Raw genomic sequence first — 25,494 nt, 5'->3', positions numbered from 1 at the left:
TGTCGACGTCCATGGGAACACAGCCCCCGGCCCCGCCGCGGGCGTTGACCGTGCTGCTGGCACCGCCGAAGCACACCGAGGAAATCCTCGCGGTGCTGGCCGACTACTCGGCGGTCGGACTGCTCCACCCGTTCGCCTGGGTGGCAGCAGAAGACGTGGGCGGTCCCTCCACCCCGGCCACCATGATCCAGGACGGTCAGGCCAGACCCGTTGTGCTGCAACAGCTTCTGACCGGTGAGCGTTACGACCGGATCCGGATCACGGTCTTGGTGCCGATCGAGGCGCCCAGCGCCGAGCGGGTACCGCTCGAAACGGAGCAGGCGGTCGAGCAAAGTGTGCGCAGCAGCGCGATGGGGGCGCCGATCAGCCTCCTACGGCTTCTGATCACCCCGGGAAACTCCGCTCCGACCACACCGGATCTGGCGTTGGTGCTGGAAGGCTGGCACAACCTGCTGATCGCACCGGAGGATTCGGCCGCGCCCGGACTCGGTGCGGTGCCATGGAACCGACTCACCGATCCGGCCGACGTGGCCCAGCAGACCGCGCCGGTGGTGGCCGGCATCAGCGGCCTGTGGGCCGGGTTGGACCGGAGCCCGTTCGACGCTCTGGAGATCCTGCCCGGCCAGACGGTGCGGGCCGTCCGCGCCTTCTACCGCAGGCTGGACAGCACTGCCGTCGAAGAGAGCTTGCGCACACACCTTTTCGATCCGACCGGTCGGCTGCCCCTGCCGCAGGGCGGTCAGGTCCCGGTGGTCTATATCGAAGACGTTCCCACGGCGACACAGTCCATGGCTCGCGCGTTGTGGACCAAACACCGCGACGTGCTGCGGGGACCGCGCCTGGCCGTCGACGCCGGGCCGACCCAGACGATCTCCATCTGGGCCGCGATGAAGATGTTCCTCAAGTTCATGGGCACCGCACTGCGCAGCGCTCCGTCAGCCTGGCTCTCGGCCGTGATGGGTTCGGTCACCTCGGTGGTGGCCAGCACGGTGCAGGGCACCGTGTTCGGGCGCACCGACTCGGCATTCGCCGTGGTCGCCGACGCGACGAAAGCCGACTGGCAGGACCTCAACCGCAGCGCAGAGACACTGCAGACGGCACTGAACGGCGGTCAGGACGGGCTCGTCCAGCAGCAGGATCTGACCGGGTTGTGGACCGACTTCGCCAACGGCGCATTGACTTTGGCCGATGGGGGGCGGCGGGCGGCCGGGCTCGACCCCGTCGCGGTGGGTTCTGCGGTCGGCGTGGTGTTCAACGCCGAGGACGTGGTGCCCAGCCCAGCCGGTCACTTCCGGGGCATCCCGACCTCACTGGCAGCGGTGATCGGCGTCGGCGAGGTCGAGGGCGCCGACGTGCTCGGCGCGGCCAATGTGCGAGAACGCCTGCAGAATGCCTACTCCGATCCGGCCGCCGGGGTGGAGGCCCGCAACACCGGCACCGAATTGGATCGTTGGCAGGCAGCCGCGACCCGGAGCTACGCCTGGCAGGTGAGCTCGGTCCTGGCCGATTTCATGCAGCGTGCCCGGTCCGAGGTGACCGACATGGTGTCGCAGATCCAGGCGATAGCCAACCGCGACGCCGTCGACGAGCGCCTTCGGGAACGCCAGGCCGTCATCAGCATCATCCTGCGAACGTTGACCGTCGCGGTGTTCGTGGTGCTGCTGGCTTTGATCGGCATCGCCGCCGCCGACTGGGTGAGCTGGAAGTTCGCCCTGAGCACCGGCGCCGCGGTGATCCTCATCTACGTCCTCGTGTCGTTGGCGCTGTTCCTGCTGAGTCAGCGAGATCTGTTCGCCGAGATGAACTTGCGAAAATCTCAGCAACACCAACTCGAGATGATGCACGCCAATCTGCGTACCGCCGTGCAGGATCTGAGCCGAATGACCTCGGCCTACGGACAGCTGCTGGCCTGGTGCAGGACGTTGGGCACGGTGCTGCGGGCGCCGTTTGGGCCGCCGCCGCCGAGCCAACGCGCCGCGGGCTTTCTGGTCGACGGACTGCCCAGGTCCACGCAGGTCGGCATTGCCACGCCGTCGCCGGATCAGGCTGACAACGCGGTCCACGGGATCCAGCGGAGGCTCTATTCGTTGGGTTGGCTGACGAAACCGTGGGAAGACATGCTGGCCGAGGCAGCCGCCCGCCTGCGTGAGGAGCCCATCGCGCTGTTTCGGCAGCCCGGGGTGGGTACGTCGTCGGGCCTGGATCAGTGGTCGGCGGCCGTGATGTCCGGGCGGGTGCGTCCGACCGGGGCCGACGCGTTGTGGGCCCGGGTGGAGCAGATGTTCACCGACGAGGCAGCGGGCCGGCCCGGTGCCCTGTCCGATGCACTGACCGGCACGGTGCGGGTTCCGACGTTCGGCCGTGACATCCCGGCGCAGCAGTTCAATGCGGGGTTCGTCGATCACCGGCCGGACCGGGCGGCTCCGTTCGACGCGTCGCTGTTCACCAACGCCGCGGTCACTGCCGGGCGGTCCGGGGTGGCCATCGACGAAGCCGTCGTGGTGCGCGGCGGGCTGGGATATCGGGCGGTGGTCGTGCAGGCCAGCGACGGTCTCCCGCCGTACAATTTTGCGTTGTTCGAGATACCGGTTGCCATCGCCGGTGGCGACGACGACCCGACGACGATGGTCCGACGCACCGAACTTGATGTGCCGCCAGGGGAGGACATGGTGTTCTGACATGCCGGATTCCAGTCCTGAGTCGTCTCACACCGATGCTCCCGACGACGCCGACCCTCGGTTGGCGCCGCTGTTGGCTTGGCGCCAGCAACTCATCGACTCCGGCGCGGTGGCCCCGCGCAGTTTCAAAGAGGCACATCTTCGTCTGGTGCTGCGGTCCGGCCGCACCGAAGTCGAGGAGATCCGGGCCATGTTGCCGGGGTCGGCGGCCGAGCACGCCGACGAAATGGCGCGGGTGCTGTCTGAACTGGCCGACGCATCCCCTCAGCAGGCCGGCTTCAGCGCCAGACACCGGGTTCCCGAGGCGACGCCCGCTGCGCAGCCGGCAGCCGGGGCCTTGCCGCCGTCGGTTTCCGAGCACGTGCCCGAAACCCCGGCCCCCACGGCCGAGATCGTTGTGCCGGCTCCCACCGAAGCACCGTTGACCGCAGCTCATTTCGCCGCGTTCACGTTCAGTCAGCAGCCGCCGCCGGTGCACACCGTCGCGCTGCGGCGAGGTGCGACTCATGCCGGTCTGGAGTTGAGTTGGCCGCCGCATCAAGGTGCGGGCGAGGTGGTGCTCTATCGGCTGGTCAGTAGTGAGGACAACCCGCCTTACTCGCCGGACCGGGCCGATCTGGTGGCCGCGACAGCCGACACGGTCGCCACCGACGGCCGGCCGCTGGTCGCCTCCGCACGGCACTATCAGGTCTGGGTCAATCTCGGCGCGACCAGAGACGAGGCGCTGGCCGCGCAGCCGATCCTGCATGCCGCCGGCGTATTGGTGAGTCCCATAAGAAATTTCGTCATCCGTGAGGATGCCGGGCGGGTGATCGGTCAATGGAGCGTGGCTCCGGGGGTCACCGCTGTCTACGTCTACCGGGTGCCCGCCGCCGACATCGCCCGCGACGGACCGCAATACCGGATCCTCGCCGGCACCGACAACCTCACCGGCTTCGTCGATACCGAGGCGGTTCGTGGCGAGCGCTATCAGTATCGGGCGCGGTGCGCGGCCACCGTGGAGGGTGTGCTGAGGCTCTCGGAGGCGGTTGAGGCCGACGTCGAGGTATCCGCAGTGCTCGCACCGGTCACCGATCTCGCGGTGGTCAGCGGTGTCGATGCCGGCGCGTTCGACCTGACCTGGACACCGCCGGCCGGCGGCAAGGTGGTCATCTACCGCACCGAGAGCGGCCCGAATGCGGGCGCAGACGCCGGGGAACTTCCCGAGGATGCCCTCGAGCAGGTCGGCTTGGGACCTGAACTGAGACTCACCCAACCGGTGGCCAACCGGACGGGTCCGGACGGGCGCCCCCAGGCGCTGCTGGCCGGGGTGTCCTGGCCGACCGGGTGGAGTCGTGCCTACCTCACTCCGGTGACCATCCTGGCTGGCCGGGCCCTGCTGGGCCGCACGCTGTCGTCGGTACGCACCGGCAGCATCAAGGACATCGAGCTGGCCGAGTACTGCAACAAGCAGGTGCTGACCTTTGACTGGCCCGACGGCGCGGCGGCTGTCGTCATGCACCTGGCGCCGAAAGGCCATGATCCACGCGCAGGTTTGACGGGTAAGTCCTTCGAGATTTCGTTGGAAGAGTACGAGAAATACGGCGGCATGCAGTTGACCGGCCAGCTGCCGGTCGGCGGATGCTCGCTGCACCTGGCTCCGGTCGCGTTCTCCGGTGGCCGCCGGGTCACCGGCGCGGTCGCCAGCGTCGAGTACCACGGTCTGCTGCGATTGCAGTACGCCGTGCGCATCGGCAGGGATCCGCACGGATATCCGACGACCGCCACCATCGCGCTGCGCTCGGAACATGATCTGCCGGGTTCTCCGGCGTTCGTTCTGGTGAACAACCCGCAGCGGATTCCGCTCAGTGTTCACGACGGTCAGGCCGTTGACGTCGCCCCGATGGATGCCCAGGGCCAGATCGCCGAGCGCCCCTCCAAGGAGCTGCGGTGGAAGGCGTTGACCACCACCGGTTCCGGGGAATTGTGGGCGGCGAACGTGCAGGGCCTACAGGGCTGGGTGCGGATGTTCGTCAACACCCCGTCGGCGGAGCGTCTGCGCGTCATCGCCCTGCTCGATCCGCCGGTGGCGAGCCTTCGACTCACGGCGCCGGCGCAGTGACGGCGCGTTACGGTCAACTGGCCTATACCTCTTACGACGCGGTCGGTGCGGCTGGTGGCTGGCAGGTCAAACAGCGCACCGGCGCCCTGACAAGCGACGAGATCGCGGCGCTCATCGCCGGGGTGCGCACGGTGTTCCGCCCGGTTGAGGCTTTGCCCCCGTATCCAACGGCCGAACAGCTCGAACAGAGACCGCGCCGGCTGGCCTTCGGGCGACCGGACAACGACACCGCGGGGTATTGGCACACCGTCCCGGCAGGAACGGACAGCACCGGTCGCCCCGGCAACGTCTTCGCTCACGTGGTGCTGGACCGGATGCCGTTCAGGGCACCGCAGGTCCGGCCGATCGAGTTGTGGCAGTCCGGCGGGTGGGTGTGCCCGTTCGGCGCCGCGGCGGTGGCCCGCGCCGAGATCGGTGATACCCCACCCGCCGCGGGTTCCGTGGTGACCCGGGACAGTGTGGTGGCGTTTGCGCTCGATGCCCGCACCTGGCGGTTGGCGACACTGTTCGTTCTGCTCGACGCCGTGGCGGCCGCCCTCGACGGTGGTGCGCCGGTGGTGCTCGGTACGCAGTCGCCGGATTCGGCGGCCCAGTGGATCGGCGTGGTGAGTTTTCTGATGTCGGCGGGCACCGCGGCACGACTGACCTTCTCCACCTTCGACCGTGCCGATCAGGTGACGCTGGCCCTGCAGAGCGGTCAGTTGCTGACCGCGGTCCCGATCGTCGACCTCGATGCGATCCCCGCAGGTGTGACGGTGATCAGCGAGACCGAAGAGGTTTGGCTGGGCGAACTCGACGGAGCACCGCACCGCACGGCCGGTGGGCATGCAGTCGAGGCCACTGCGTGGTCGGCGATGGCTCAGGTCGCGCTGCTCGACCCCCACTCGGCGCGACGTCTACTCGATGACATCGACCGGGTGGCCGCCCAGGTCGTCGATCAGGGTTTGCATCCGGCCTGGCCGATGGCGATGGCGATCGCGGGGAGTCCCGAGTTCGCCGACGCCGAAGAGGAAGCACACGAGGTCATCGCGGGGTATTCACCGCTCGATGTGCCGGCCGGATCGACAGCGGCCGCAACGATATTCGGTGTGTTCTCGTCGGTGGTCGGGGCCAGTACCGCCGATGCGTGGCGGGCGGTGCAGGAGCTGCCCGACGGCCCGGCAGCTCAGTTCGCCGACGCCACGTACCTGAGCCGGGCGATCGCCGACGACACCTGGCTGGCTCAGATCGGCCCGATTCCGTTGGGCCCGAGGTCATTTCACGGAAGACCAATTCCGGGGCAGGTGAAGGACGCGATCGGTCCTGCGCTCACGGCGGCGCGCGAGCAGGGCCCCGAACGGGAACTACGGGTCGTGGATCTGTTGTTGCGGGCCGGTATCGCCGACGCGCGCCTGAACGCGGCGTTGAACAACGACCTGCTGCCTCTCCTCGACGATCCGGTGCGCGGCCCCAAGCTGCGCCAGCGGATCGACGTCGACGGTCGGTTGGCGCTGGCCACTACGGTGTTGCAGAGCAGCGGTGACGTCGAGGGCAAGGCGATCAGCGACAGCCTGCTCGATTGGTTCGCCGACGCGACGCCCCTGCCCGGTGCCGATGAACTGGCCCGTGCACAACCGTGGGACCGCACCTGGATTCGGGCGGCGATGCACGGCCTGCGGACCACACGTCGCGGGCTGGCCCGGCCCGGGGACGCCGGGGCCTGGCTGTGGTGGCTGCGGGCCACGGGTTCGCCGGACTTCGAGGACACCGTCGCGGCATCGGTCTGGGACCCGGCCGACCTGCAACTGGCCTTCGGAACGGAACCGGTGCCGGGACCCGCCGCGATCCGCACGCTGCTGGGCGCACCGGATTCCGCCGCGCTCACGGATCTGGCCGGCAAGGTGATCGACGGGAACGGCGATGCCGGCGCAGTCGCATGCGCGGCGGTGCGGCACGTCGACCCGTGGGCGTGGATGCAGCAGCGGTATGTGGAAACTCATCACAGTGCCTACGGCCCACTATGGGAAAAGGCGATGCTGTCGGTCGAGCGTGGACAGGTGCACCACGATTTCGAGGTGCGCTTGCTGACGTTCGCCGTGCTCGGCGTGATCGCGGCGCAGCCGTATCCGGCGATATGTAATGCGCTGGCCTCCGACGCCGTGCTCGGCGGCGAGGCGGTGGCCCGGGCGTGGCCGCTGATCGAAGGCAATGAGATTGCACCGCAGGCGGTCATGGCGGTCAGTCTGGTGAGCACCGCCGCGGCTGAGGACAGCGAACGGTTACCGGATCCGGTCGACGAACTCGTCGGTCAGCTCGCGCAGCGGGCCGCCGCCGGGCTTGTCGAAGATGACACCCTCGTCGAGGGGGTCACCGTGCTGATGACGCAGCTGTCCGGAGACACGTCCGACGGCGCCCAACGTCGGTACCGCAAAATGGTGAGCAGGATGCTGGAACGGCGGGGCGATACACCACCGTCTCTGGTGGCGAGATTACGGGGGAACCGCTGATGCCGATCTATGTGGTGGGTGCGCGCAACCAGCGCGTGCAGATTCCGAATCAAGCGCTGGCCGTGTCGATCACCGGCGCCGTCGGCGGGGCCGCGCTCGAGATACAAGGTGGCCCCGAACAACCGATCGTCCACTCGACGGCCCACCACGTGTTGCTACCCAGCCTGACCGGACAGGTCACGGTGTCCGTCCGCCCGGTCGGCTCCGAACGGTTCGGTCCTGATTCGGTCATCCACCTGGCGATCGCGCATGACAACCCGGGTGATGTCGACCCGGTCCAGGTGATGTTCGACCCGGTGGATGTCAGCGGCGATACGGGAGTGACTTTCGCCGCGCTGCACCCCAAGGGCAACCAGATCGACATCGCGGTCAGTGCTGTCGCCGACACGCCGTTGAGTCCACTCGCCACGGCTGCCCGCAGTTCGGCACGCAAGGTGACCGGCCGGGGACCGCAGGAGTCCCACGGCGCGGTGGTGGTGGCCTTCGACTGTTCGGCCTCGATGCGGCCGTGGTTTGCCGACGGCAGTGTTGCGGCCGCAACCGACATCGTGGTCGGCGTCGCCGACGCCGTCGGGGTACGCGACGTCACGGCCGTGTTGGTCGGTGCCGAGGTGACCCAGGTCGACGCGGTGGGCACTGCCGATTTGGCCGGTGCCCTCCGCAAGGTTCAGCCACGGTGGTCGGCGGGAGCCCGCTGGTCCCGGCTGGCGCCAGGGTCGGCGCGGACGGTGGTCTGTGCGGATTTTCCGACAGGTTCTGTGCTGCAACGATTTCCGGTCATCGCGCTGTCCAACGACCGACGTCTCGATGCAGCAGGCGCACGGCTGCCGTCGCCCCGGCCGGGCAATGAGGCCAGTGAGGAACTCCTGGCTCATCCTCCGGTCCTGGACCGGATCACCGCCAACCTGGTGCGAGCGCTGACGTGAGCTTCAGTGACGAGCCGAAGATGGACCGCGAATGAGCAAGTGCCCGCGTTGTTTCTCACTTCTGAACCCGAACCAGCATCTGTGGACGTTGTCACCGCAGGCGAACGGGGCCCGCTACCGCGACGACATCGCCTCGGCGTATCTGGGCGCACCCGCTGAGTGCGGTCCGCTCTACACCTGGACCCGCCCCCCTGGGCACAACGGTCCGCCGCCACCGACGGCCGAAGCCAGCCGAGCACTGCAGGGACCCGCGGTCGAGATCTGCCTGGTGTGTCACTACACCTTGCCGGAGGGCTGGCGCCAAGGCCACGCCATCTGCATCGCCATGGCCGGGGCCCGCGCCACCGGCAAGAGTCTCTACATAGCGGTGCTGGTGAAGCAACTGGAACTGCTGTGTGAGCAACTCGGGGTGTCGATGGAGCCCGTCACCCGGGCCACCGCCCAGGCGTACGAAACCAACTACGAGTCCCCGTTGTACGTACAGCGCGGGTTGATCCCGCCCACCCCGACGGTGCTCACTCAGGCCTCCAATCAGCGTGAGCCGCTGATGTTCTCGATCGGTGTGTGGCACGGGGTGCGTCGGTTCCTGGTGCTGCGCGACGTGGCCGGTGAGGACATGGAATCGGGCGACCTGCACACTCCGCCGTTCCGGTTCTTCGCCAACGCCGATGCGGTGTTCTTCATGTTCGACCCGTTGCGGGTCAAGGCGATTCGCGACCAGTTGCAGGATCTGCTCCCGGCGCAGATGTTCAGCGGGGGCGATCCGCGCTCGGTGCTCAACAACGTTCTGATGGCGGTGGGGCCGGGACAACCCAAGCTCGCGGTCATTCTCTCCAAATTCGATGCGCTACGGGTGCTGCGTGACGTCGAGGGCTCCGAGTGGAGCCTCATCATGTCCAACCCCGGAGCCGCCTACTCGCGGGACACCTCGGACGGTTCGCAATACGACGAAGTGGGCGGGGAACTCATGCATGAGGAGGTCCGCAGCCTGCTGACCCGATTGCACGGCGGAGCCATCGTCGCTGCAGTCGAGAATCCGTCGACCGGAATCCGATTGCATCACAGGTATTTCGTGGTGTCTGCCCTCGGCCAGCCGCCCAGCGGAAACCGGCTGCATTCCCGGGGCATCGCGCCATTCCGGTGTGCGGACCCGATCCGCTGGGTGACGTCGAGTTTCGGGGTGCTCTAGCAGTGACTTTCGGGGGACCTTGGGAAGATCCGTTCGGGGGGCCGGGTGTACCGCCCCACCCTGCCCAACATCCGGCTGGGCCGCCGCCGATGCAGTACGCGCCGCCGCCGATGCAGCAGCCGGGTGCCGGTGAGCACAACACGTTGTCGACGCTGTCGGTGGTGTTCGCATTCGTGTTCGCCCCTGTGGGGGCTCTGCTCGGCCACCTCGGTCTGGCACAGGTGCGCCGCACCGGCGAGCGTGGGCGGGACCGTGCCATGGTCGGCCTGACGCTGTCGTATACGTTCATTGCCCTGGCGGTGGTCGCCCTGGTGGTGTGGATCGCGGTGCGAGAACCACATTCGACGTCGACGACGGTTGCGGAGGACGTCCCCACGACGTCGTCGGCCGTGGCCAAGTCGACTTCGGCCACGGCAGCGCCGAAGCCTCCACCGCCGCCGCCACGGATCGAGGCGGCGGGGATGGCACCGCTGTTGCCCAGCGTCGACGAGATGCGAGCGATCACCGGCAACCAGGAACTGGTCGACAACCCGCCCGGCGACGCCCCTGAGATAGGTCTCCCGGACACCCAGACCTACGCTCCGGTCGAGTGTGCCGGTTCGTTTAGCGTCTTCACGCCGCGGCCTTACGAGAACAGCGGCTACCGGAAGCTCGCCTGGGCAGTTCAGGCGCAGAAACCGAAGGTGGACATGCAGGCGGTGGAAGGGGTGGCGATCTTCGACGACGCGGCCGCCGCGCAGCGGGCACTGGCCAATTACGTTCAGATCTGGCGTGAATGCAACGGCCGGACTCTTACCTGGGCGTTCACCAATGAAGGCCGGTCGGCGAACTTCACCCTCGGTGGCCCAGAGGACGGTGGCCCGGGAATCACGGGATTGCGTAGCGCAAACGAGGGACCCCAAGGAACGGTGTGGATGGTGCGGGCGATCGGCGCCAAAGCCAATGTTCTTGTGGACGTACAAATCCTGGGCATGGGATTGACGGACGAGGCCAACAGGGTCGTCCGGCAGATCTTCGATCGGATCCCGGGCTGACATGACATACGGAGGGGGGACCGGCGACCCGTTCGGCGGTGCGCCGTTCGGGCAGCCTTACGGGCAGGCGCCATATGGCGGTCCGCCCATGGTTCCGGCGGCCCCGCCGCCGCCGAGCGCCGAGGTCAACACCTTCGCGACGCTCTCGGTGGTGTTCGCGTTCCTCTTCGCCCCGGCCGGGGCGGTGCTGGGTCATCTGGGACTGTCGCAGATCAAACGCACCGGCCAGCGGGGCCGCGACCGCGCGTTGATCGGCATCGTGCTGTCCTACACATTCATCGTGCTGCTGGTGGTGGGGCTGGTGGTCTGGGCGGCCTTGGTGCACAACGGATCCAAGGCGAACACGAGTGCCACCACGTCGTCCGCCAATGCCGTGCCGAAGGTAAGCGCAGCCCCCACCAGCACGGTGAAACCCGAGCCGACGGTGACATCTGCGGAACTGCGCGGGTTGTTGCCGAACCTCGAGGAGCTACGCGTCATCATGAAGGCGCCCAACTTGACCGCCAGCCAAGTCCAGTTCGGCGTCATCGATCAGCATGGGGACGTGACGCCGGCCGAATGCACTGCGTCGCTTTATGGCATGGCGCCAGAGGGATATGCGGGCACCGACTACGTGAGCGCGTACGCCACATCGGCGGAAGAGACAACCGCCCATCTGGTCACCGGGCAGGGAGTGGTCGCCTTCGCTGACGCGAAGGCCGCTCAAGAGGCGTTCGCCCGTTACGTGGACAGGTGGCGCCAGTGCTCAGGCCGGGAGCTGACGGTACCGACCAAATCGAGTCCGATGGTGTTCAATTCGGGGCCGGTGGAAGACGTCGGTGGCGGAGTGACGACTCTGCTCAACGTCAGCCCTGGATCCCCGGAGGTATTCACCTTCCGGGCTATCGCCGTCAAATCCAACGTGATGGTGGATACGCAGTTCCTCGCGTGGGAACAGCGTGACGATCACATCACCATCGCCCGCCGCATCCTCGATCGGATCCCGGGCTGACATGACCTTTGCAGGGGGGACGCCCGACCAGTTCGGGCAGCTGCCGTACGGTGGCCCGCCGATCTTTTCGGCGCCACCGCCGGCAGGTCGCGCAGATCTTGGAAGTGTCGAGAAGGTGCGCCGGGCAGGTCACCTTGACGTTCAACGACGGGAGCCGCACGGTGCTCTATGAAATTGGCCCCACCACCCGCGCTACGCGTGATCCGTCGATCACGATGGTGAGCAGCACGATGGACGGATCATCGAAGTTCCTCCACGTCCGGGTGGTGGCGGCAAAGGCCAATGTGGTGGTCGACGCGCAGGTGTTCGGGGGGAACCTCGGTGACAGCGGTGAGAGTATCGCCGCCGAGATACTGTCGCGGATCCCCGCATGACCCACGGAGGATTTGGCGATCCGGGGGATCCGTTCGGCGGGTCCGGTGACCCGTTCGGCGGTACTCCGTTCGGGCAGTATCCGGGCGGGCAGCAACCCGGCGGACAGTTTCCGGGCGGGCAGCAACCCTTCGGCGGACCCCCGATCGTCTCGGCACCGCCGCCGGCGCCGCCGAACGCGCCGGTCAACACCTTCGCGACGCTGTCACTGGTGTTCGCTTTCGTATTCGCTCCGGTCGGGGCGGTGCTCGGCCACCTCGGACTGTCGCAGATCAAGCGGACCGGGCAACCAGGACGCAACCGCGCGTTGACCGGCGTGATCCTGTCCTACGTGGTGATCACCGTTGCCGTTGTGGCACTGGTGGTTTGGGCCGTGATCCCTGGTCCGGCCGAGACTCCGGTGGCAGGTCCGAGTTCCACCGCCGTGTCCGCGCCCGGTACGACGCCCTCGCCCACCCCGACCACCACGCCGCCGCCGGCGGCCCCCGTCGTGACCGAAGCGCAGTTTCCGGGACTGCTACCCAGCCTCGACGAGGTGAAGGCGGAGGTGAATCCGCTGAGCAGTACCTACGGTGCCACCGACATGACCACCTGGAATTCCCTCCCGCAAGACGCCTTCACTCCGGCGGGCTGTATGACCGCCATCGCCGCAGGCGCGGTTGATATGTACGAAAACAGTGGTGCGATAACAACATTGACCCGTTCGATCAACGGCCTGCCGGTCAAGACGATGATTCAGCTGGGCGCGATCGACGAACGGATCACGTTGTATCCCGATGCCGCGTCGGCCACCGCCCAAGCCACGGCGATCGAGCAGCGGTGGAACGGATGCGTCGGCCAGGTCGACCACTTGGTGGGTGCCACCCAGCTGACTTCGAAGTATCAGATCGACCCGGTGACCAGAGCTGCGGCTGATCCCTCGATAGCGGTGCTGAGAGGCACGACCTTGGACGGGCCGCAGTTGCTTGTGAACACCCCGATTGTCCGGGCTGTCGCAGCCAAGAACAACGTGGTCGTCGACGTGGTGGTGGCGTTCGGTGCGGATCCCGGCCGCGACGCGGAGACGCTGGCCGCCAAGATTCTGTCGCGCATTCCGTGACATCTCATGAAAGACAGGAAGATTCCCGTATGAACCAAGGACCGAGCGACCCTTTCCAGAGCGGTGGAGGTGGCTGGCCGGGTGGAGGCGGCCAGCCCGAACCGCCGCAGTCACCCTGGGTCCCGGCGAACCCCCAGCAGGGTTCGGCCCCACCGGCGTGGGGAGCCGGATCGCCTTCTGCCCCGCCGCCGTACCCGCCGCCGCCTCCTGTCGGTACGCAGTGGCAGGCCGGTCCGGCAGGTCCGTGGAACGCACCGCCCATGATGAACGGGCCGTACACCCCGCCGCCCAGCAACAAGACGCCGTGGATCATCGGAGGTGTGATCGGCACGGTGCTCCTGCTCTTGGTGGTGATCGTCGTGGTGGCGACCAACCTGACCGGCGGGGATGACACGACTGATCGGGCCGGCGCGACCAGCACCACCAGCGCGCGGGCATCGGGGTCCAAGACGACGTCACAGAGCCCGGCGACCACCTCGACATCGGCGGCGGCACCCGGTGCTGACGGCAAAGTGGAGGCATCCGAGTTGCAGGGTGTGCTGTTGTCCGCCAGCACGATCGGGGAAAAGCTGAAGGCCCCGGGCTTGACTGCCGGACCTGTTGAAACGTCACTGTCCACCGATCCGGCCACACCGCCGGACTGCGCAGGGGTCTGGGCTCCGGGTGCCCAATCGGCTTATGCCGATTCCGGTTACACCGACGTGGCAATCCAGACACTGAGCGCCGGGCCGGCACCCCACGTGGTCCAGGCCGTGGTGCTGTTCCCGGACGAGGCGGCGGCGCAGGCATCGTTCCAGAAGCAGGCTTCAACGTGGGCAGCGTGCCGCTTCAAGTCGATGAACGCCACCTATGACGGGCTCGGCACCGACACGGTGAAGACCACCGGTAATGGCGAGGACAAGGCGGAAGAATTCCTCAACATGACGATCTTCACCGATCTCACCGGGGCCGCCGATGCGATCACCTGCAGTCGCGGATTGGCCCGCAGGGCCAATGTGATCGTCGATGTCCGGGGATGCACACGCGACAACCCGACGGCGGGGTACAGCGTGGCCCGTGACATCGGTAAGAACATCACCGGCAAGCGCTGATTGGTCCAGGGAGGTTAGCCGAACCGGCCAACCTCCCTGGACATCGCGACTAGCTGGCCCGATTCAGCGTTCCCACCAACTGGTCGATCAACCCAGGATCCGGTGCACCGGGATAGCCCTGCTCCAGCGAGACGACAAACAGCACCGACCCGGGTTGGCCGGGGACGGTGGTGGCCACCATCGAGTGCAATGCTGAAGTGCCGGTGCAGTTGTCTCCCTCGATCCCGGTCACGGTCGCCACGATCTGGACAGCAGGTGTCCCGCCCACCGTGAAGTTGCGGGGTGGGCTCAGGGAAACCGATGGCACCACGCCATTTTTGGAGGTGTAGATGTCGGCGACCAGCTTCGCTTCTCCCTGCACTGCTTCATTGATATCGGGCGTGTTCTTCGCACCGGGAACGCCCGTGACCCCTCGGCTGCCCTTGGGGCACTGCTCGTTGGGAATCGAGGTCGAACCGCTCATGGTGCGGATCGGGCAGTAGCCGAAAGGCCCGTCGGAGCAGGGCTTTTCCCAGCCCACCATGTCGGTGCAGGCATTGACTTCCCAGTTGCCGGGTACGGCGTAGTTCAGGCCTCGCGGGCTGGCCACCGGATTCCACCCTGCGGGAGTCTGCGGTGTGGCAGTGGGGACACGTCCCTCGCACGCCGCCGGTGCCGCCGGGGGCGCCGCCGGTGCCGCCGAGCTGCTGGAAGTGGTGGAGCTCGGTGCGGTGGTGGTACCGGTGGGCTCATCGGTCGCCGCGGCCGAGGTGGTGGTGGCAATGCCAGCGGTGTCGTTGCCCCGGGAGTTGAACCCCCACAGCGCCAGGCCGACCAGGAGAGTGATCGCAACGACTCCCGCGACGGTGCCGACGATCAGCGGCGTGCGGCTCCGCTTGGGTGGTTGGTCGGCCGGAGGCGCTTCGCCGTAGCCGGACCATCCGGGGATCGGCTGGTAGTAACCGCCCGGGCTCGGCGTCTGCGGCGACTGATAGTTTTCGAACGGATCTCCCGGCGGTGGGTTCCATTGCGGTGGATAGGTCAAGACTGCCCCCTCTTCGACGGTGTCGGCTCCATGGCTGTGACCAGCTATCGGCTGGCAGGAGGCGGAGGGTCGACGTTATCGACGCCGGACTGATCGGGCACAGTCCCTCCTGACCCGGTGTGGTCGTTCACCGAATTATAAGTGACCTGATTCGGCCTTCCCGGCGCCAGATTTTCGGCTATCGGTGCGTGATGACGCCGGCTATCGGCGCAACAGTTCCAGCAGATAGTCGCCGTAGCCGGATTTGGGTAGTTGCTTGGCGCGGGCGGCCAGCTGATCGTCGTCGATGTAGCCGGCCCGCCACGCGATCTCCTCTGGCACACCGATTTTCAGGCCTTGGCGCCGCTCGATGGTGCGTACGTAGTCACTGGCGTCCAACAGCGAGTCGAACGTGCCGGTGTCCAGCCACGCGGTGCCGCGGGCCAGGACCTCGACCGTGAGTCGGCCCTGGCTCAGGTAGGTCTGGTTGATTCCGGTGATCTCGTATTCGCCGCGGGCCGATGGACGGAGCGATCGCGCGATCTCGATGACGTCGTTGTCGTAGAAGTACAGTCCCGGCACGGCGTACTGGGATTTGGGAACGGCGGGCTTCTCCTCCAGGGACAGTGCTGTCCCGTCCGGGCCGAACTCGATGACCCCGTAGGCCGTCGGGTTCGCCACCCAGTAGGCGAATATCGCTCCGCCGTCGACATCCTGGAAGCGCCGCAGGCTCGTGCCCAGTCCTGGGCCGTAGAAGAGGTTGTCGCCCAACACAAGTGCCACGGTGTCGGTGCCGATGTGCTCGGCACCGATGACGAATGCCTGGGCAAGGCCCTCGGGCTGCGGTTGGACGGCGTAGGTCAGGTTCACTCCGAAGGCAGAGCCGTCTCCGAGGAGGCGCTGGAAAGCCGGGGCGTCGACAGGCGTGGTGATCACCAGGATGTCGCGGATGCCGGCCATGATCAGGGTGGACAGCGGGTAGTAGATCAGCGGCTTGTCGTACACCGGTAGCAACTGCTTGCTGACGCCCATGGTGATCGGATGGAGTCGTGTGCCGGAGCCCCCGGCCAGAATGATTCCGCGCACGTTTCCTACACCCCGACGGCGTTCGCCGGCTTGTCATGGCCCAACACGCCCGTCACCATAGCGTGCCGACCCGCGCGGGTTCGGCGAAACGGCCGGCCTCAATGCAGCAGGTAGGACGCCATGGACAGCGAACCGTAGGTGTATCCGGTGACCAAGGTGTCCAGGTTGCGTGCGGAATCGGTTGCGGCACCGGCCAGGCCGGCGAAGTAGAGCAGCGGGATGAAGTGATCGGGGGTGGGAACCGCGTCCGCATGGTCCGGGTGCGCTTCGAGGGTGAGGATGTCGGCGGGGGAGTGGATGAGTTGTTCTCTGGCGGCCTCGTCAAACCGCTTGGCCCAGCTGTAGCCGTCCTGGGGTCGGGCGGGGTCCATGGCTGCGAGGTTGTGCACGATGTTGCCGCTGCCGACCACCAGCACGCCGCGTTCACGTAGCGGCGCCAGCTTCGCGCCGAGCTGCAGGTGATACTCGGACGTCTGATTGGCATTGATGGCCAGTTGCACAACGGGTATCGACGCGTCGGGAAAGGCGTGCACCAGCACCGACCAGGTGCCATGGTCGATGCCCCAGCTGTCCACGTCGGCCCCGACCCAGGTCGGGTGCACCGTATCGCCGACCTCTTCGGCGAACTCCGGCAGACCCGGCGCCGGGTACTGGATCGCGAACAGCTCGCGGGGAAATCCATAGAAGTCATGGATGGTGCGGGGACGGGGCATCGCGGTGACCGCGGTGGCATTGATGTACCAGTGCGCGCTCACCACCAGGATCGCCCGCGGTCGCGGCACTGACTGGCCGAAACTGCGCCAGGCCGCGGTGAATCGATTGGACTCGATCGCGTTCATCGGGCTGCCGTGACCGATGAACGCGGCGGGCATCAGTCCGGGTGCTGTCATACCCATGGAGAACCTCCTCCGGATGCCGCGGATTCCAGCTTAGGGCGCGGGGTTGTCCCAGCGGTCCAGGCAGACCAGCTCCTCGACCGGGCGACGGCGCACCGGTCCATGGGAACCTCGAGGCCAACCGATCACGACGTGGCCGGCCAGCATCCAGTCCTCGGGCACCCCGACGGCCTCGCGCAGCAGTTGTTCACCGCCGTACGAGGCCCAGCTGGTCAGGCAGGCACCGAGACCCTGGGCTCGCGCGGCAAGCAGGAAATTCTGCATGGCCGGAAAGATCGAGCCGCCGAGCAGCAGTTCCGAGGCCGTCGGAAAGCGCTGCTGCGTGAACAGCACCGAGGTGAACTCGCCTGCCCGGTCGTGCAATTCATAGGTGGCGCGATTGGTCCGGGCACGCCGGCTGGTGTCGTTCTCGGCGGGCCGGGTCATGCCGTAGACCGGTTCGATCACCGCCAGCGCCTGAGCGGCCGCCCTCGCCACCACTGCGCGCTGCTCGGCTGACCGCAGTACGACAAATCGCCAGGCCTGCGCATTCGCGCCCGAGGGAGCCCAGACCGCGGCCTGCAAGCAGCGGGCCAGCGTTGCGTCGTCGACCGGTTCGTCGGTGAACCGGCGGATGGTGCGTGACGTCGACATCACTTCCCACACGTCGTCGCTGGCACGGCTGGCAGAAGAGCTGGAAGATGACATGGCCCCCCTCGGATCGCGATTCGCCGGGATGTGCCGAACTTATGCGGTGGACGGCGTCGTCATGGCAGCGGGCCCGGGCTCACCATGTGGCGGTGACGGGGCCGCTGCTGCGGTAGCGTTGCCGGGTGTGCAGGCCAGCGAGGGTCTGACACCTCAGGAGTTCGCACTGTTCGAGCTGCCGGAGCAGGTCATGCGGAGCGATCCCGACGTGCCGTCCGGCGGGGATTTGGTGTTCTGATGCCCGATCTGTATCCCGTCGACGATCCGGACGACGCGGATCCGCGACTGGCGCCGCTGCTTGCGTGGCGCCAGCAGCTGGTCGACTCAGGCGCGGTGGCGGCACGCAGCTTCAAGGAGGCGCATCTGCGCCTCGTGCTGAGGTCCGGACGCACCGATGTCGAGCAGATCCGCGAGATGTTGCCGGGTTCGGTGGCCGAGCATGCCGAAGAGATGGCCCGGGTGCTGGCCGAGCTGGAAGCCGGGACCCCCACCGGTACTTCGGAAACTCCGTCGCCGCCTCAGGCCGGAGCCGCGGACGTGCACGCCATTTCGTTCCGTCACGGTGAGTCCCGTCCCGATGTCGTGGAATTGAGCTGGCCGGACTATGAGGCCAACGGGGGCGTGGTGCTGTACCGGGTGGTCAGCGCCGAGGACCGGGCACCCAGGTCACCCGAGAACGCCGACCTCGTCGCGGCAACCCCGTTGTCGGCGGCAAGCGATGACCGGCCGTTGACCGGTCCGGTGCGCTACTACCAGGTGTGGGTGATCACCGGAACCTCGCGCGCGGATGCCCTGAGCACCCGGCCGGTGCTGCACGCCGCGGGGGTGTTGGTGGCCCCCGTCAGCGATGTGTCCGTCAATGAGGACACCGGCCTGGTCGTCGGGCAGTGGACGGCACCACCGGCGACCCGCGCCGTGCACGTCTACCGACTCCCGTTCGATGGGGCCGGCGACGTCGAGGACGACGAGGCGCGGTACCGGATCCTCACCGACAGCGACAACATGGCCGGGTTCGTCGACGCCGGTGCGGTGCGCGGCAAGCGGTACCGCTATCGCGTGCGGTGCGCGGTCGAAGTCGACGGTGCGGTCATACTTTCGCAGCCGGTCGAGGCCGATGTCGATGTGTCGGCTGTGCTGGCCGCGGTCACCGACATCGACGTCGACACCGCGTTCGACGGTGAATCGCTCGACGTGTCGTGGGCGGCGCCGGGGGCCGAGGTTGTCCTCTATCTCAGCCAGACCGGTCCGAGTGCCGGCGGTGTCTCCACCGAGCTGCCCGAGAATGCCCTCGAGCAGGTCGGGCTGACGCCGGACCTGCGACTGCCGCATCGGGTTGTCGATCAACCGCAACCAGACGGCAGTCACCGCACCGTGATGACCGGGGTGCCCTGGCCGCAGGGCTGGAGCCGGGCCTGTGTCACCCCGGTGACGATCCTGGCCGGACGTGCCGTGTTGGGCCGTACCGTATCGGCGGTGCACACCGGCACGATCGGGGACATCGAGCTCGTCGAATACTGCAACAAGCAGGTGCTGACCTTCGATTGGCCGGACGGTGCGGCCGGCGTGGTGGTGACGCTGGCGCCCAAGGATCACGATCCCCGGACGGGTCTGACCGGCAGGACTTTCGAGATCTCGCTCGAGGAGTACGAGAAGTACGGCGGGCTACACCTGACCGGTGCGCTTCCGGTGGGTGGATGCTCTCTACATCTGGCGCCGGTGACGTTCTCGGGCGGGCGCCGAGTGACCGGGCCGGTGGCCAGTATCGAATACCCGGGTCGGTTGCGACTGCAGTACGCGGTCCGGATCGGCCGCGACGCAGGCGGATTCCCCACCACGGCCACCGTCGCCGTGCGTTCGGAGTACGACGTTCCGGGGTCGCCGTCATTCGTGTTGGTCAACAATCCTCAGCGGCTGCCGTTGAGTGCGCACGACGGTCAGCCGGTCGACGTGGCGCCGCTCAACGCGCAGGGGCAGCTCGCCGATCAGCCGTCCAAGCAGCTGCGCTGGACCGCACTGACCGCTTCCGGCGAGGGCGAACTCTGGGCCGCGAATGTCAGCGGCCTGCACGGGTGGATCCGGCTGTTCGTCAACATTTCCGACCCGATCCAATTGCGCACTGTCGCACTGCTGGACCCTCCGGTAGAGACTCTGCAGCTGACCGTGACGGTGCTATGACGACGCGGTACGGCCAGCTTGCCTACACGTCGTTCGATGCGGTCGGGACCGTCGGCGGTTGGCAGGTGAAACAAACCGGCGGTGACCTCACGCCCGCGGAGACCCAGGCGCTGATCTCCGGCGTCCGTACGATCTTCCGTCCGGTGGGCTCGGTGCCGGATTTCCCCACGCCGGAACAGCTCGAGCAGGGCCCGCGCCGGCTGGCCTACCGTCACCTCGGCGACGGTGCCGGCTTCTGGCACACCTGCCCGGCCGGGTCGGACAGTACGGGCCGTCCCGGCAACGTCTTCGCGCATGTGCTGTTGGACCGGGCGCCTGACACCCACCCGCGGTCGCGGGCCATCCAGTGGTGGCGGGCGCCGCACTGGCTGCAGCCCTACGGGCCGGCCGCGGTGGCTCGCGCGGAGTTGCCCGGCGAACTGCCCCAGTTGGGCAGCGCGGTGACGAAGGACAGCGTGGTGGCCTTTGCCCTGGACCCCACTGCCTGGCGACTGGCCACGCTGTTCGCCCTGCTCGACGCGGTGGCCGCGGCAATGGCCGGTGGCCCACCGGTGGTGCTGGGCGTGCATTCCCCGGATTCGGCGGCGCAGTGGATCGGCCTGGTGAGTTTTCTGATGTCGCCCGGTACCGCGGCAGGTCTGAGCTTTTCGACCTTTGATCGTGCCGAGCAGGTTGCGCCGCACAACGGCCAGGTGCTCAGTGCGGTACCGCTCGAGGACCTCGATGTGATCGAACCGGGCATGGTGGTGATCAGCGAATCCGAGCCGGTGTCGATGGGTGAGCTCGGTGGTGATCCACACTGCACCGCGGGCGGGCATCGCATCCGGGTGACCCGCTGGTCGGTGATGTCGCAGGTGGTGCTGCTCGATGTGGCGTCGGCGCGACGTGTGCTCGAGGACATCGACGGGTTGTCCAGCCAGGTCCGCGACGACGGACTGCATCCCGCCTGGCCGATGGCGATGGCGGTGGCCGCTCGCCCGGAATTCGCCGACGCGCACGTTGAAGCGCATGAGGTGATCGGCGCACATTCGCCCTCGGGCGCGCTGGTGGGGTCCGAGGCGGCGCACATCATCGCCGACGTGTTCTCGGCCGTGGTAGGTGTCACGACGGCCGACGCCTGGCGGGCCGTGCACGAGTTGCCGGACGGGGCCGGCGCGGCGTTCGCCGACGCCACGTACGTTGCCCGGGCGATTGCTGATGACGCGTGGTTGACGCAAAACGGTCCAATCCCATTGGGGCCGAGATTGTTTCACGGGAAACCACTACCTTCGGTGTTGCGGAAGGCGATCGGGCCGGCCCTGGAGCGTAGCCAGGACCAGGGGCCCGCCCGGCTGCTGCGGGTCGTTGACCTGCTGTTGCGGGCCGGGGTCGCCGATGACCGGCTGCGGGCGGCGCTGACCGATGGTGTGCTGCCCGGCCTGGCAGATCCGGGGGTGCGGGCCCTGATCGGTGCCGCGGACCGGCTGTCGCTGGCGGCGTGGTTGCTGCACGAGGGCGACGCCGAGGGCAGCGCGATCGATGATGACGTACTGGACTGGCTGGCCGACGCGGCCCCTCTGCCCGAGCGCGACGAGCTCGCGGGGGCCCGGCCGTGGGATCCGGTGTGGATCCGTGCGGCACTGCGCGGACTGCGGTCGCAGCGGCGCGGGCCGCAACGCACGGGTGATCTCGGAGCACAGTTGTGGTGGCTGCGGACGACGGCGCCCGGGCACTTCACCGCCGTCGCCGCGGCGTCGGTCTGGGATCCAGCGGATCTGCTGCTGGCGATCGGTACCGAGCCGCTGCCCAGGATGGCCGCGCTGCGCACCCTGGTGGGGGCTGCGGACTCGGTTGCGCTGCACCTGTTGGCCGGCAAGGTGATCGAGGACAACGGCGACAACGTGGCGGTGGCCTGTGCAGCCGTACGACACATCGAGCCGCGGGAGTGGCTGCATCAGCGTTACCTGCACACACACCAGAGTTCCTATGTGCCGCTGTGGGATCAGGTGTTGGCCGGTCTGGAGCCGGGGTCTGTGCACCAGGATTTCTCGGTGCGGCTGGTGGCGTTCGCGTTGTTGGGCGTACTTTCCGGTCAGCCGTATCCGCAGGCCTGCAATGGGTTGGTCGTCGAAAATGCTTGCGGCACACAGGCGGTGGCCCGAGTGCTACCGCTGGTCGAGGGCGGCCAGTTGGCGCCGGTGACGGTGGTGGCGATCGGCCTGTTGCGGACCGCGGTGGCCGAGGCCACCGCGCAAGTTCTCGACCCGGTGGATCAGCTGGCTGGGGTGCTGGCCGGACAGGTGGCGGCCACCATGTCCGGCGCAGACGCGGAATCCGTGGTGGTGTTGATGGCGCAGTTGTCGGGCGATTCCTCTGAGGGGACGATGCGCGGATACCGCAAAATGGTGAACAGGCTGCTGACGCGGCGGGGTGAGCAACCGTCGCTGGCGGAGCGACTGAGGGGGAGCCGGGGCTGACATGAGCAAATGCCCGCGGTGCTTCACCCCGCTGAGCCCGAACAACCACCTGTGGACGCTGCCGGCCCAGGTCGGCGGCACCCGCTACCGCGACGACGTCGCCTCCGCCTACGTGGGTGCACCCGCCGATTGCGGCCCGCTGTACACCTGGACCCGCGCGGCCGGCTATCACGGCCCGCCGCCGCCGCCGTCCGAGGCCAGCCGGGCGCTGCAGGGAGCGGCGGTGGAGATCTGCCCGGTCTGCCATTTCACGCTTCCCGAGGGCTTCCGGGAAGGGCACGCCATCTGCATCGCGCTGGCCGGTGCGCGTGCGACGGGCAAGAGCCTCTACATCGCCGTGCTGATCAAACAGCTGGAATTGTTGTGCGAGAAGTTCGGTGTCGTGCTGGAACCGGTCACCCGCGCCACCGCACAGAACTACGCCGCCAACTACGAGGGCCCGCTGTATGTTCAGCGCGGTCTGTTGCCGCCCACTCCGACGGTGCACACGCAGGCTCCGAATCAGCGTGAGCCACTGGTGTTCTCGGTCGGTGTGTGGCACGGGGTGCGCCGGTTCCTGGTGCTGCGTGATGTCGCAGGCGAAGACCTGGAGAACGGTGACCTGCGGGCGCCGCCCTTTCAGTTCTTCGCCCACGCCGACGCGGTGTTCTTCATGTTTGATCCGTTGCGGGTGAAGTCGATCCGCGACCAGTTGCAGGATCTGCTGCCGCCCCAGCCGTTCATCGGCGGGGAGCCGCGCTCGGTGCTGGGCAATCTGCTGTTGGCGGTCAACCCGGGCCAGCCCAAGCTGGCGGTGATCCTGTCCAAGTTCGACGTGCTGCGCGCGCTGCGCGACGTGCAGGGTTCGGAGTGGGCGCTGGTCATGTCCAACGGCGGAGCGGCGTTCCTGCGCGACACCTCCGACGGCGAACACTACGACGATGTGGACGGCCGGCTGCTGCACCAGGAGGTGCGCAGCCTGCTGGTGCGCTTGCACGGCGGAGCGATCGTGTCGACCGTGGAGAACCCGTCGGCCGGTGCGCGGTTGGCCAGCCGGTTCTTTGCGGTGTCGGCGCTGGGGCATCCGCCCACCGGAAACCGTCTGCACGCCAGGGGTATTGCGCCATTCCGGTGCGTGGACCCGGTGCGCTGGGTGACCTCGCAGTTCGGCGTGTTCTAACCGAACGGTCCGGTTGGCGACCGCGTCGGTGAGCGGTTGAGGACGCGTGGCTATGGTGAGCTGACCGAGCAGAGAGGTGACAGGTGGGCAAGAACGAGCGCACGAAGATCGTCATGAGCGACGACGAGATCGCCGAATTCGTCGAACGCAGCCGAACCGCGACGATGGCCACGGTGCTGTCGAGCGGCCGACCCCACCTGGTGGCCATGTGGTACGCGGTGCTCGACGGTGAGATCTGGTTCGAGACCAAGGCCAAGTCGCAGAAGGCGGTCAACCTGCGCCGCGACCCGACGATCACGGTGATGATCGAAGACGGCGACACCTACAACACGCTGCGAGGCGTGTCGATCGACGGCACCGCCGAGATCGTCGATGACCCGGAAACGATTCTGCGCGTGGGCATCAGCGTGTGGGAGCGCTACACCGGGCCCTACACCGAGGAGATGCGCCCGTTCGTCGACCAGATGATGAACAACCGCATCGCGGTACGGGTGGTGCCCACTCGGCAGCGCAGCTGGGACCACCGCAAGCTCGGGCTGCCCGAGATGCCGGTGGGCGGCAGCACCGCGCAATACTTGAACGTCTAGCCCGAAGGGCGCGGGCGCGGCTTGAGCCGGCCATTGGGCAAGGGCGGTGCGGGTAGCCGCGCGATGTGGCCTTCGTACCCCTGCACGTCGCCGAACCGTGCATCGTTGGCCTGCCACAGTTCTCGGTAGATGGCGATGTCGTCGTGGCTGCGGCCGACGAAGTTCCACCACATCACCAGCTCCTCGGTGAAGGGTGGCCCGCCCAGCAGGATTGCCCGGGCCGGAGCGTCGCCGCGGTTGGCCAACTGCAGCTGCGCGCGCCCCGGGGCCTGGTAGGCCAGATCGGCGACCGCCAGGGTGGTACCGCACACCTCGATCGCTCCCTGGTCGAGCAGCACCCCGTGTTCGAAGGCCGGGTCGACATCCAGCGTCAGCACCGCACCCGGAACCAGGTCGATCTGCGCGCCCAACAGTGGCGTGAAGGTGTGCACCGGCGACGATGAGTCGGCAAGCTCGCCGAGGAACACCCGGATGGTGGCGCCGCCGACGGTTTGTGGCGGTGGTGCGTAATGGGCGAAGTCGCGGTCGGTGTCGCGGGCGACGTCGGGCAGCGCCACCCACAGCTGCACACCGTGAAGGATCGTGGTTTCCGGCGTCGAGACCTCCGAGTGGCAGATTCCGGCGCCCGCAGTCATCAGGTTGAGCTCGCCGGGACGCACCATGGCGTGCACTCCTGCGCTGTCGCGATGCTCGATCAGCCCGTCGAAAAGCCAGCTCACCGTTTGCAATCCGGTGTGCGGATGGGGCGGCACGTCCATGCCTCTGCCGGCGGTTCGGACGTCGTGCGGACCGTAGTGGTCGGCGAAACACCAGGCGCCGATCATGGACCGGTCCCGCTGCGGCAGGGTGCGACGGACGAGCATCGCGCGCGGGCCGCCCAGCGGTACCTCGCGCGGGTGCAGGACCCCGGTGAACTCCGAGTTGGCGCACGTGACTTCGGCAGGCGCCGTATCGGTATTGCTCATGAACCTCACGGTAACCGCGTTCAGCCGGGACCACGCGCGGTTAGCATGACCGGCATGACCGGGGGATTGACTGCCGAAGATGTTCGCGGCGCTGAGCTTTCGAAACCGCCGCTGGGTAAGCGGGGCTATGACAAGAAGTCGGTCGACGACTTCCTGGCGTTGGTGGCCCGCCGGCTCGACGGACGCGGACACCTCGATGCCGATGACGTCCGCAATATCGCGTTCCCCAAGCCGCCGCTGTTTCAGCGCGGCTACGACGAGGACGAAGTGGATGCTCTGCTCGATGCCGTGGTCGCCACGCTCGCGTAGGAGCCGAAGGAGAAGTTGGGGGACGGTGCCGTCACTGCGCCTCTCGGCGAGTGGTCGCTCGAAGCGACGGTTCTGGTGTGGGGCCCGGGGCAATGCCCGACACCGTCCCCGGGTGTAACGGCACACCCCGGGCCCCTATTCCTCCCCCAGTGGAAAACCTGTCCTTGCCCTGCCGTCCCCTCGAATCGGCAGGGCAAGGGCCAG

21 protein-coding genes are annotated in these 25,494 nt (G+C 67.7%); 16 read left to right on the top strand and 5 right to left on the bottom strand.

Features of this window, described 5'->3' with window-relative positions; translation table 11 throughout:
* Window positions 1-11 precede the first annotated feature (11 nt).
* The 10 genes from ACWEFV_RS16405 (at window position 12) to ACWEFV_RS16360 (ending at window position 13,967) form a co-directional block, all read left to right on the top strand.
* Window positions 12-2,678 carry a hypothetical protein gene (locus ACWEFV_RS16405; protein ID WP_450070945.1) on the top strand — a complete coding sequence of 889 codons (2,667 nt, stop codon included), beginning with the start codon at window positions 12-14 and terminating at the stop codon, window positions 2,676-2,678.
* 1 nt (window position 2,679) lies between these two features.
* On the top strand, window positions 2,680-4,779 hold the full coding sequence (locus tag ACWEFV_RS16400; RefSeq protein WP_450070944.1) for a hypothetical protein: 2,100 nt from the start codon (window positions 2,680-2,682) through the stop codon (window positions 4,777-4,779).
* Complete coding sequence (locus tag ACWEFV_RS16395; RefSeq protein WP_450070943.1) at window positions 4,776-7,265, top strand: GAP1-N2 domain-containing protein; 2,490 nt, start codon at window positions 4,776-4,778, stop codon at window positions 7,263-7,265. Before ACWEFV_RS16400 ends, ACWEFV_RS16395 begins: the two co-directional genes overlap by 4 nt.
* Window positions 7,265-8,191, top strand: coding sequence for a hypothetical protein (locus tag ACWEFV_RS16390; RefSeq protein ID WP_450070942.1), 927 nt, complete (start codon window positions 7,265-7,267; stop codon window positions 8,189-8,191). Before ACWEFV_RS16395 ends, ACWEFV_RS16390 begins: the two co-directional genes overlap by 1 nt.
* A 31-nt stretch (window positions 8,192-8,222) precedes the next feature.
* Window positions 8,223-9,380, top strand: a complete 1,158-nt coding sequence (locus tag ACWEFV_RS16385) for a hypothetical protein (protein ID WP_450070941.1) — start codon at window positions 8,223-8,225, stop codon at window positions 9,378-9,380.
* A gap of 89 nt (window positions 9,381-9,469) precedes the next feature.
* Window positions 9,470-10,414 (top strand): sensor domain-containing protein, encoded by a 945-nt coding sequence (locus ACWEFV_RS16380; protein WP_450070940.1) that lies wholly within the window; start codon window positions 9,470-9,472, stop codon window positions 10,412-10,414.
* A gap of 1 nt (window position 10,415) precedes the next feature.
* Window positions 10,416-11,405, top strand: coding sequence for a sensor domain-containing protein (locus ACWEFV_RS16375; RefSeq protein ID WP_450070939.1), 990 nt, complete (start codon window positions 10,416-10,418; stop codon window positions 11,403-11,405).
* A 50-nt stretch (window positions 11,406-11,455) separates the two neighbouring features.
* Window positions 11,456-11,779 (top strand): sensor domain-containing protein, encoded by a 324-nt coding sequence (locus ACWEFV_RS16370; protein WP_450070938.1) that lies wholly within the window; start codon window positions 11,456-11,458, stop codon window positions 11,777-11,779.
* Window positions 11,776-12,876, top strand: a complete 1,101-nt coding sequence (locus tag ACWEFV_RS16365) for a sensor domain-containing protein (RefSeq protein ID WP_450070937.1) — start codon at window positions 11,776-11,778, stop codon at window positions 12,874-12,876. Before ACWEFV_RS16370 ends, ACWEFV_RS16365 begins: the two co-directional genes overlap by 4 nt.
* A gap of 29 nt (window positions 12,877-12,905) precedes the next feature.
* The gene (locus tag ACWEFV_RS16360) at window positions 12,906-13,967 is read left to right on the top strand and encodes a sensor domain-containing protein (RefSeq protein WP_450070936.1); all 1,062 of its coding nucleotides are present in this window, start codon (window positions 12,906-12,908) and stop codon (window positions 13,965-13,967) included.
* A 49-nt stretch (window positions 13,968-14,016) separates the two neighbouring features.
* On the opposite strand, the gene ACWEFV_RS16355 is transcribed toward ACWEFV_RS16360, so the two are convergent.
* The 4 genes from ACWEFV_RS16355 to ACWEFV_RS16340 form a co-directional block, all read right to left on the bottom strand.
* Window positions 14,017-14,991 (bottom strand): hypothetical protein, encoded by a 975-nt coding sequence (locus tag ACWEFV_RS16355; RefSeq protein WP_450070935.1) that lies wholly within the window; start codon window positions 14,989-14,991, stop codon window positions 14,017-14,019.
* Between the two features lie 201 nt (window positions 14,992-15,192).
* Window positions 15,193-16,056, bottom strand: a complete 864-nt coding sequence (rfbA, locus tag ACWEFV_RS16350) for a glucose-1-phosphate thymidylyltransferase RfbA (RefSeq protein WP_135451358.1) — start codon at window positions 16,054-16,056, stop codon at window positions 15,193-15,195.
* Window positions 16,057-16,154: 98 nt separating this feature from the next.
* Window positions 16,155-16,928, bottom strand: coding sequence for a 4,5-DOPA-extradiol-dioxygenase (gene ygiD, locus ACWEFV_RS16345; RefSeq protein ID WP_450071024.1), 774 nt, complete (start codon window positions 16,926-16,928; stop codon window positions 16,155-16,157).
* Window positions 16,929-16,985: 57 nt separating this feature from the next.
* Window positions 16,986-17,639, bottom strand: a complete 654-nt coding sequence (locus ACWEFV_RS16340; RefSeq protein ID WP_450070934.1) for a nitroreductase family protein — start codon at window positions 17,637-17,639, stop codon at window positions 16,986-16,988.
* Here ACWEFV_RS16340 and ACWEFV_RS16335 point away from each other — a divergent pair.
* The 5 genes from ACWEFV_RS16335 (at window position 17,638) to ACWEFV_RS16315 (ending at window position 24,016) form a co-directional block, all read left to right on the top strand.
* Complete coding sequence (locus ACWEFV_RS16335; protein WP_450070933.1) at window positions 17,638-17,877, top strand: hypothetical protein; 240 nt, start codon at window positions 17,638-17,640, stop codon at window positions 17,875-17,877. The two genes, ACWEFV_RS16340 and ACWEFV_RS16335, sit on opposite strands and share 2 nt — an antisense overlap.
* Window positions 17,877-19,814: a hypothetical protein gene (locus ACWEFV_RS16330; protein ID WP_450070932.1), complete on the top strand. Its 1,938-nt coding sequence runs from the start codon at window positions 17,877-17,879 to the stop codon at window positions 19,812-19,814. The genes ACWEFV_RS16335 and ACWEFV_RS16330 overlap by 1 nt, the downstream gene beginning before the upstream one ends.
* On the top strand, window positions 19,811-22,270 hold the full coding sequence (locus ACWEFV_RS16325; protein WP_450070931.1) for a GAP1-N2 domain-containing protein: 2,460 nt from the start codon (window positions 19,811-19,813) through the stop codon (window positions 22,268-22,270). The genes ACWEFV_RS16330 and ACWEFV_RS16325 overlap by 4 nt, the downstream gene beginning before the upstream one ends.
* Window position 22,271: 1 nt before the next feature.
* Window positions 22,272-23,429: a hypothetical protein gene (locus ACWEFV_RS16320; RefSeq protein ID WP_450070930.1), complete on the top strand. Its 1,158-nt coding sequence runs from the start codon at window positions 22,272-22,274 to the stop codon at window positions 23,427-23,429.
* An 83-nt stretch (window positions 23,430-23,512) separates the two neighbouring features.
* A complete protein-coding gene (locus tag ACWEFV_RS16315) occupies window positions 23,513-24,016 on the top strand; it encodes a pyridoxamine 5'-phosphate oxidase family protein (RefSeq protein ID WP_135451364.1) in 504 nt (167 codons plus the stop codon).
* Here ACWEFV_RS16315 and ACWEFV_RS16310 read toward each other — a convergent pair.
* Window positions 24,013-24,981, bottom strand: coding sequence for a pirin family protein (locus ACWEFV_RS16310; protein ID WP_450070929.1), 969 nt, complete (start codon window positions 24,979-24,981; stop codon window positions 24,013-24,015). The genes ACWEFV_RS16315 and ACWEFV_RS16310 overlap by 4 nt on opposite strands.
* Window positions 24,982-25,026: 45 nt before the next feature.
* Between ACWEFV_RS16310 and ACWEFV_RS16305 the strand changes: the two genes are divergently transcribed.
* A complete protein-coding gene (locus ACWEFV_RS16305; RefSeq protein ID WP_450070928.1) occupies window positions 25,027-25,290 on the top strand; it encodes a DivIVA domain-containing protein in 264 nt (87 codons plus the stop codon).
* The last annotated feature ends 204 nt before the right edge of the window (window positions 25,291-25,494 follow it).

The sequence above is a fragment of the Mycobacterium sp. NPDC004974 genome (genome assembly GCF_053600815.1).
The sequence above is the reverse complement of the archived record's forward strand: the minus strand, read 5'-3'. Positions and strand labels throughout refer to the sequence as shown.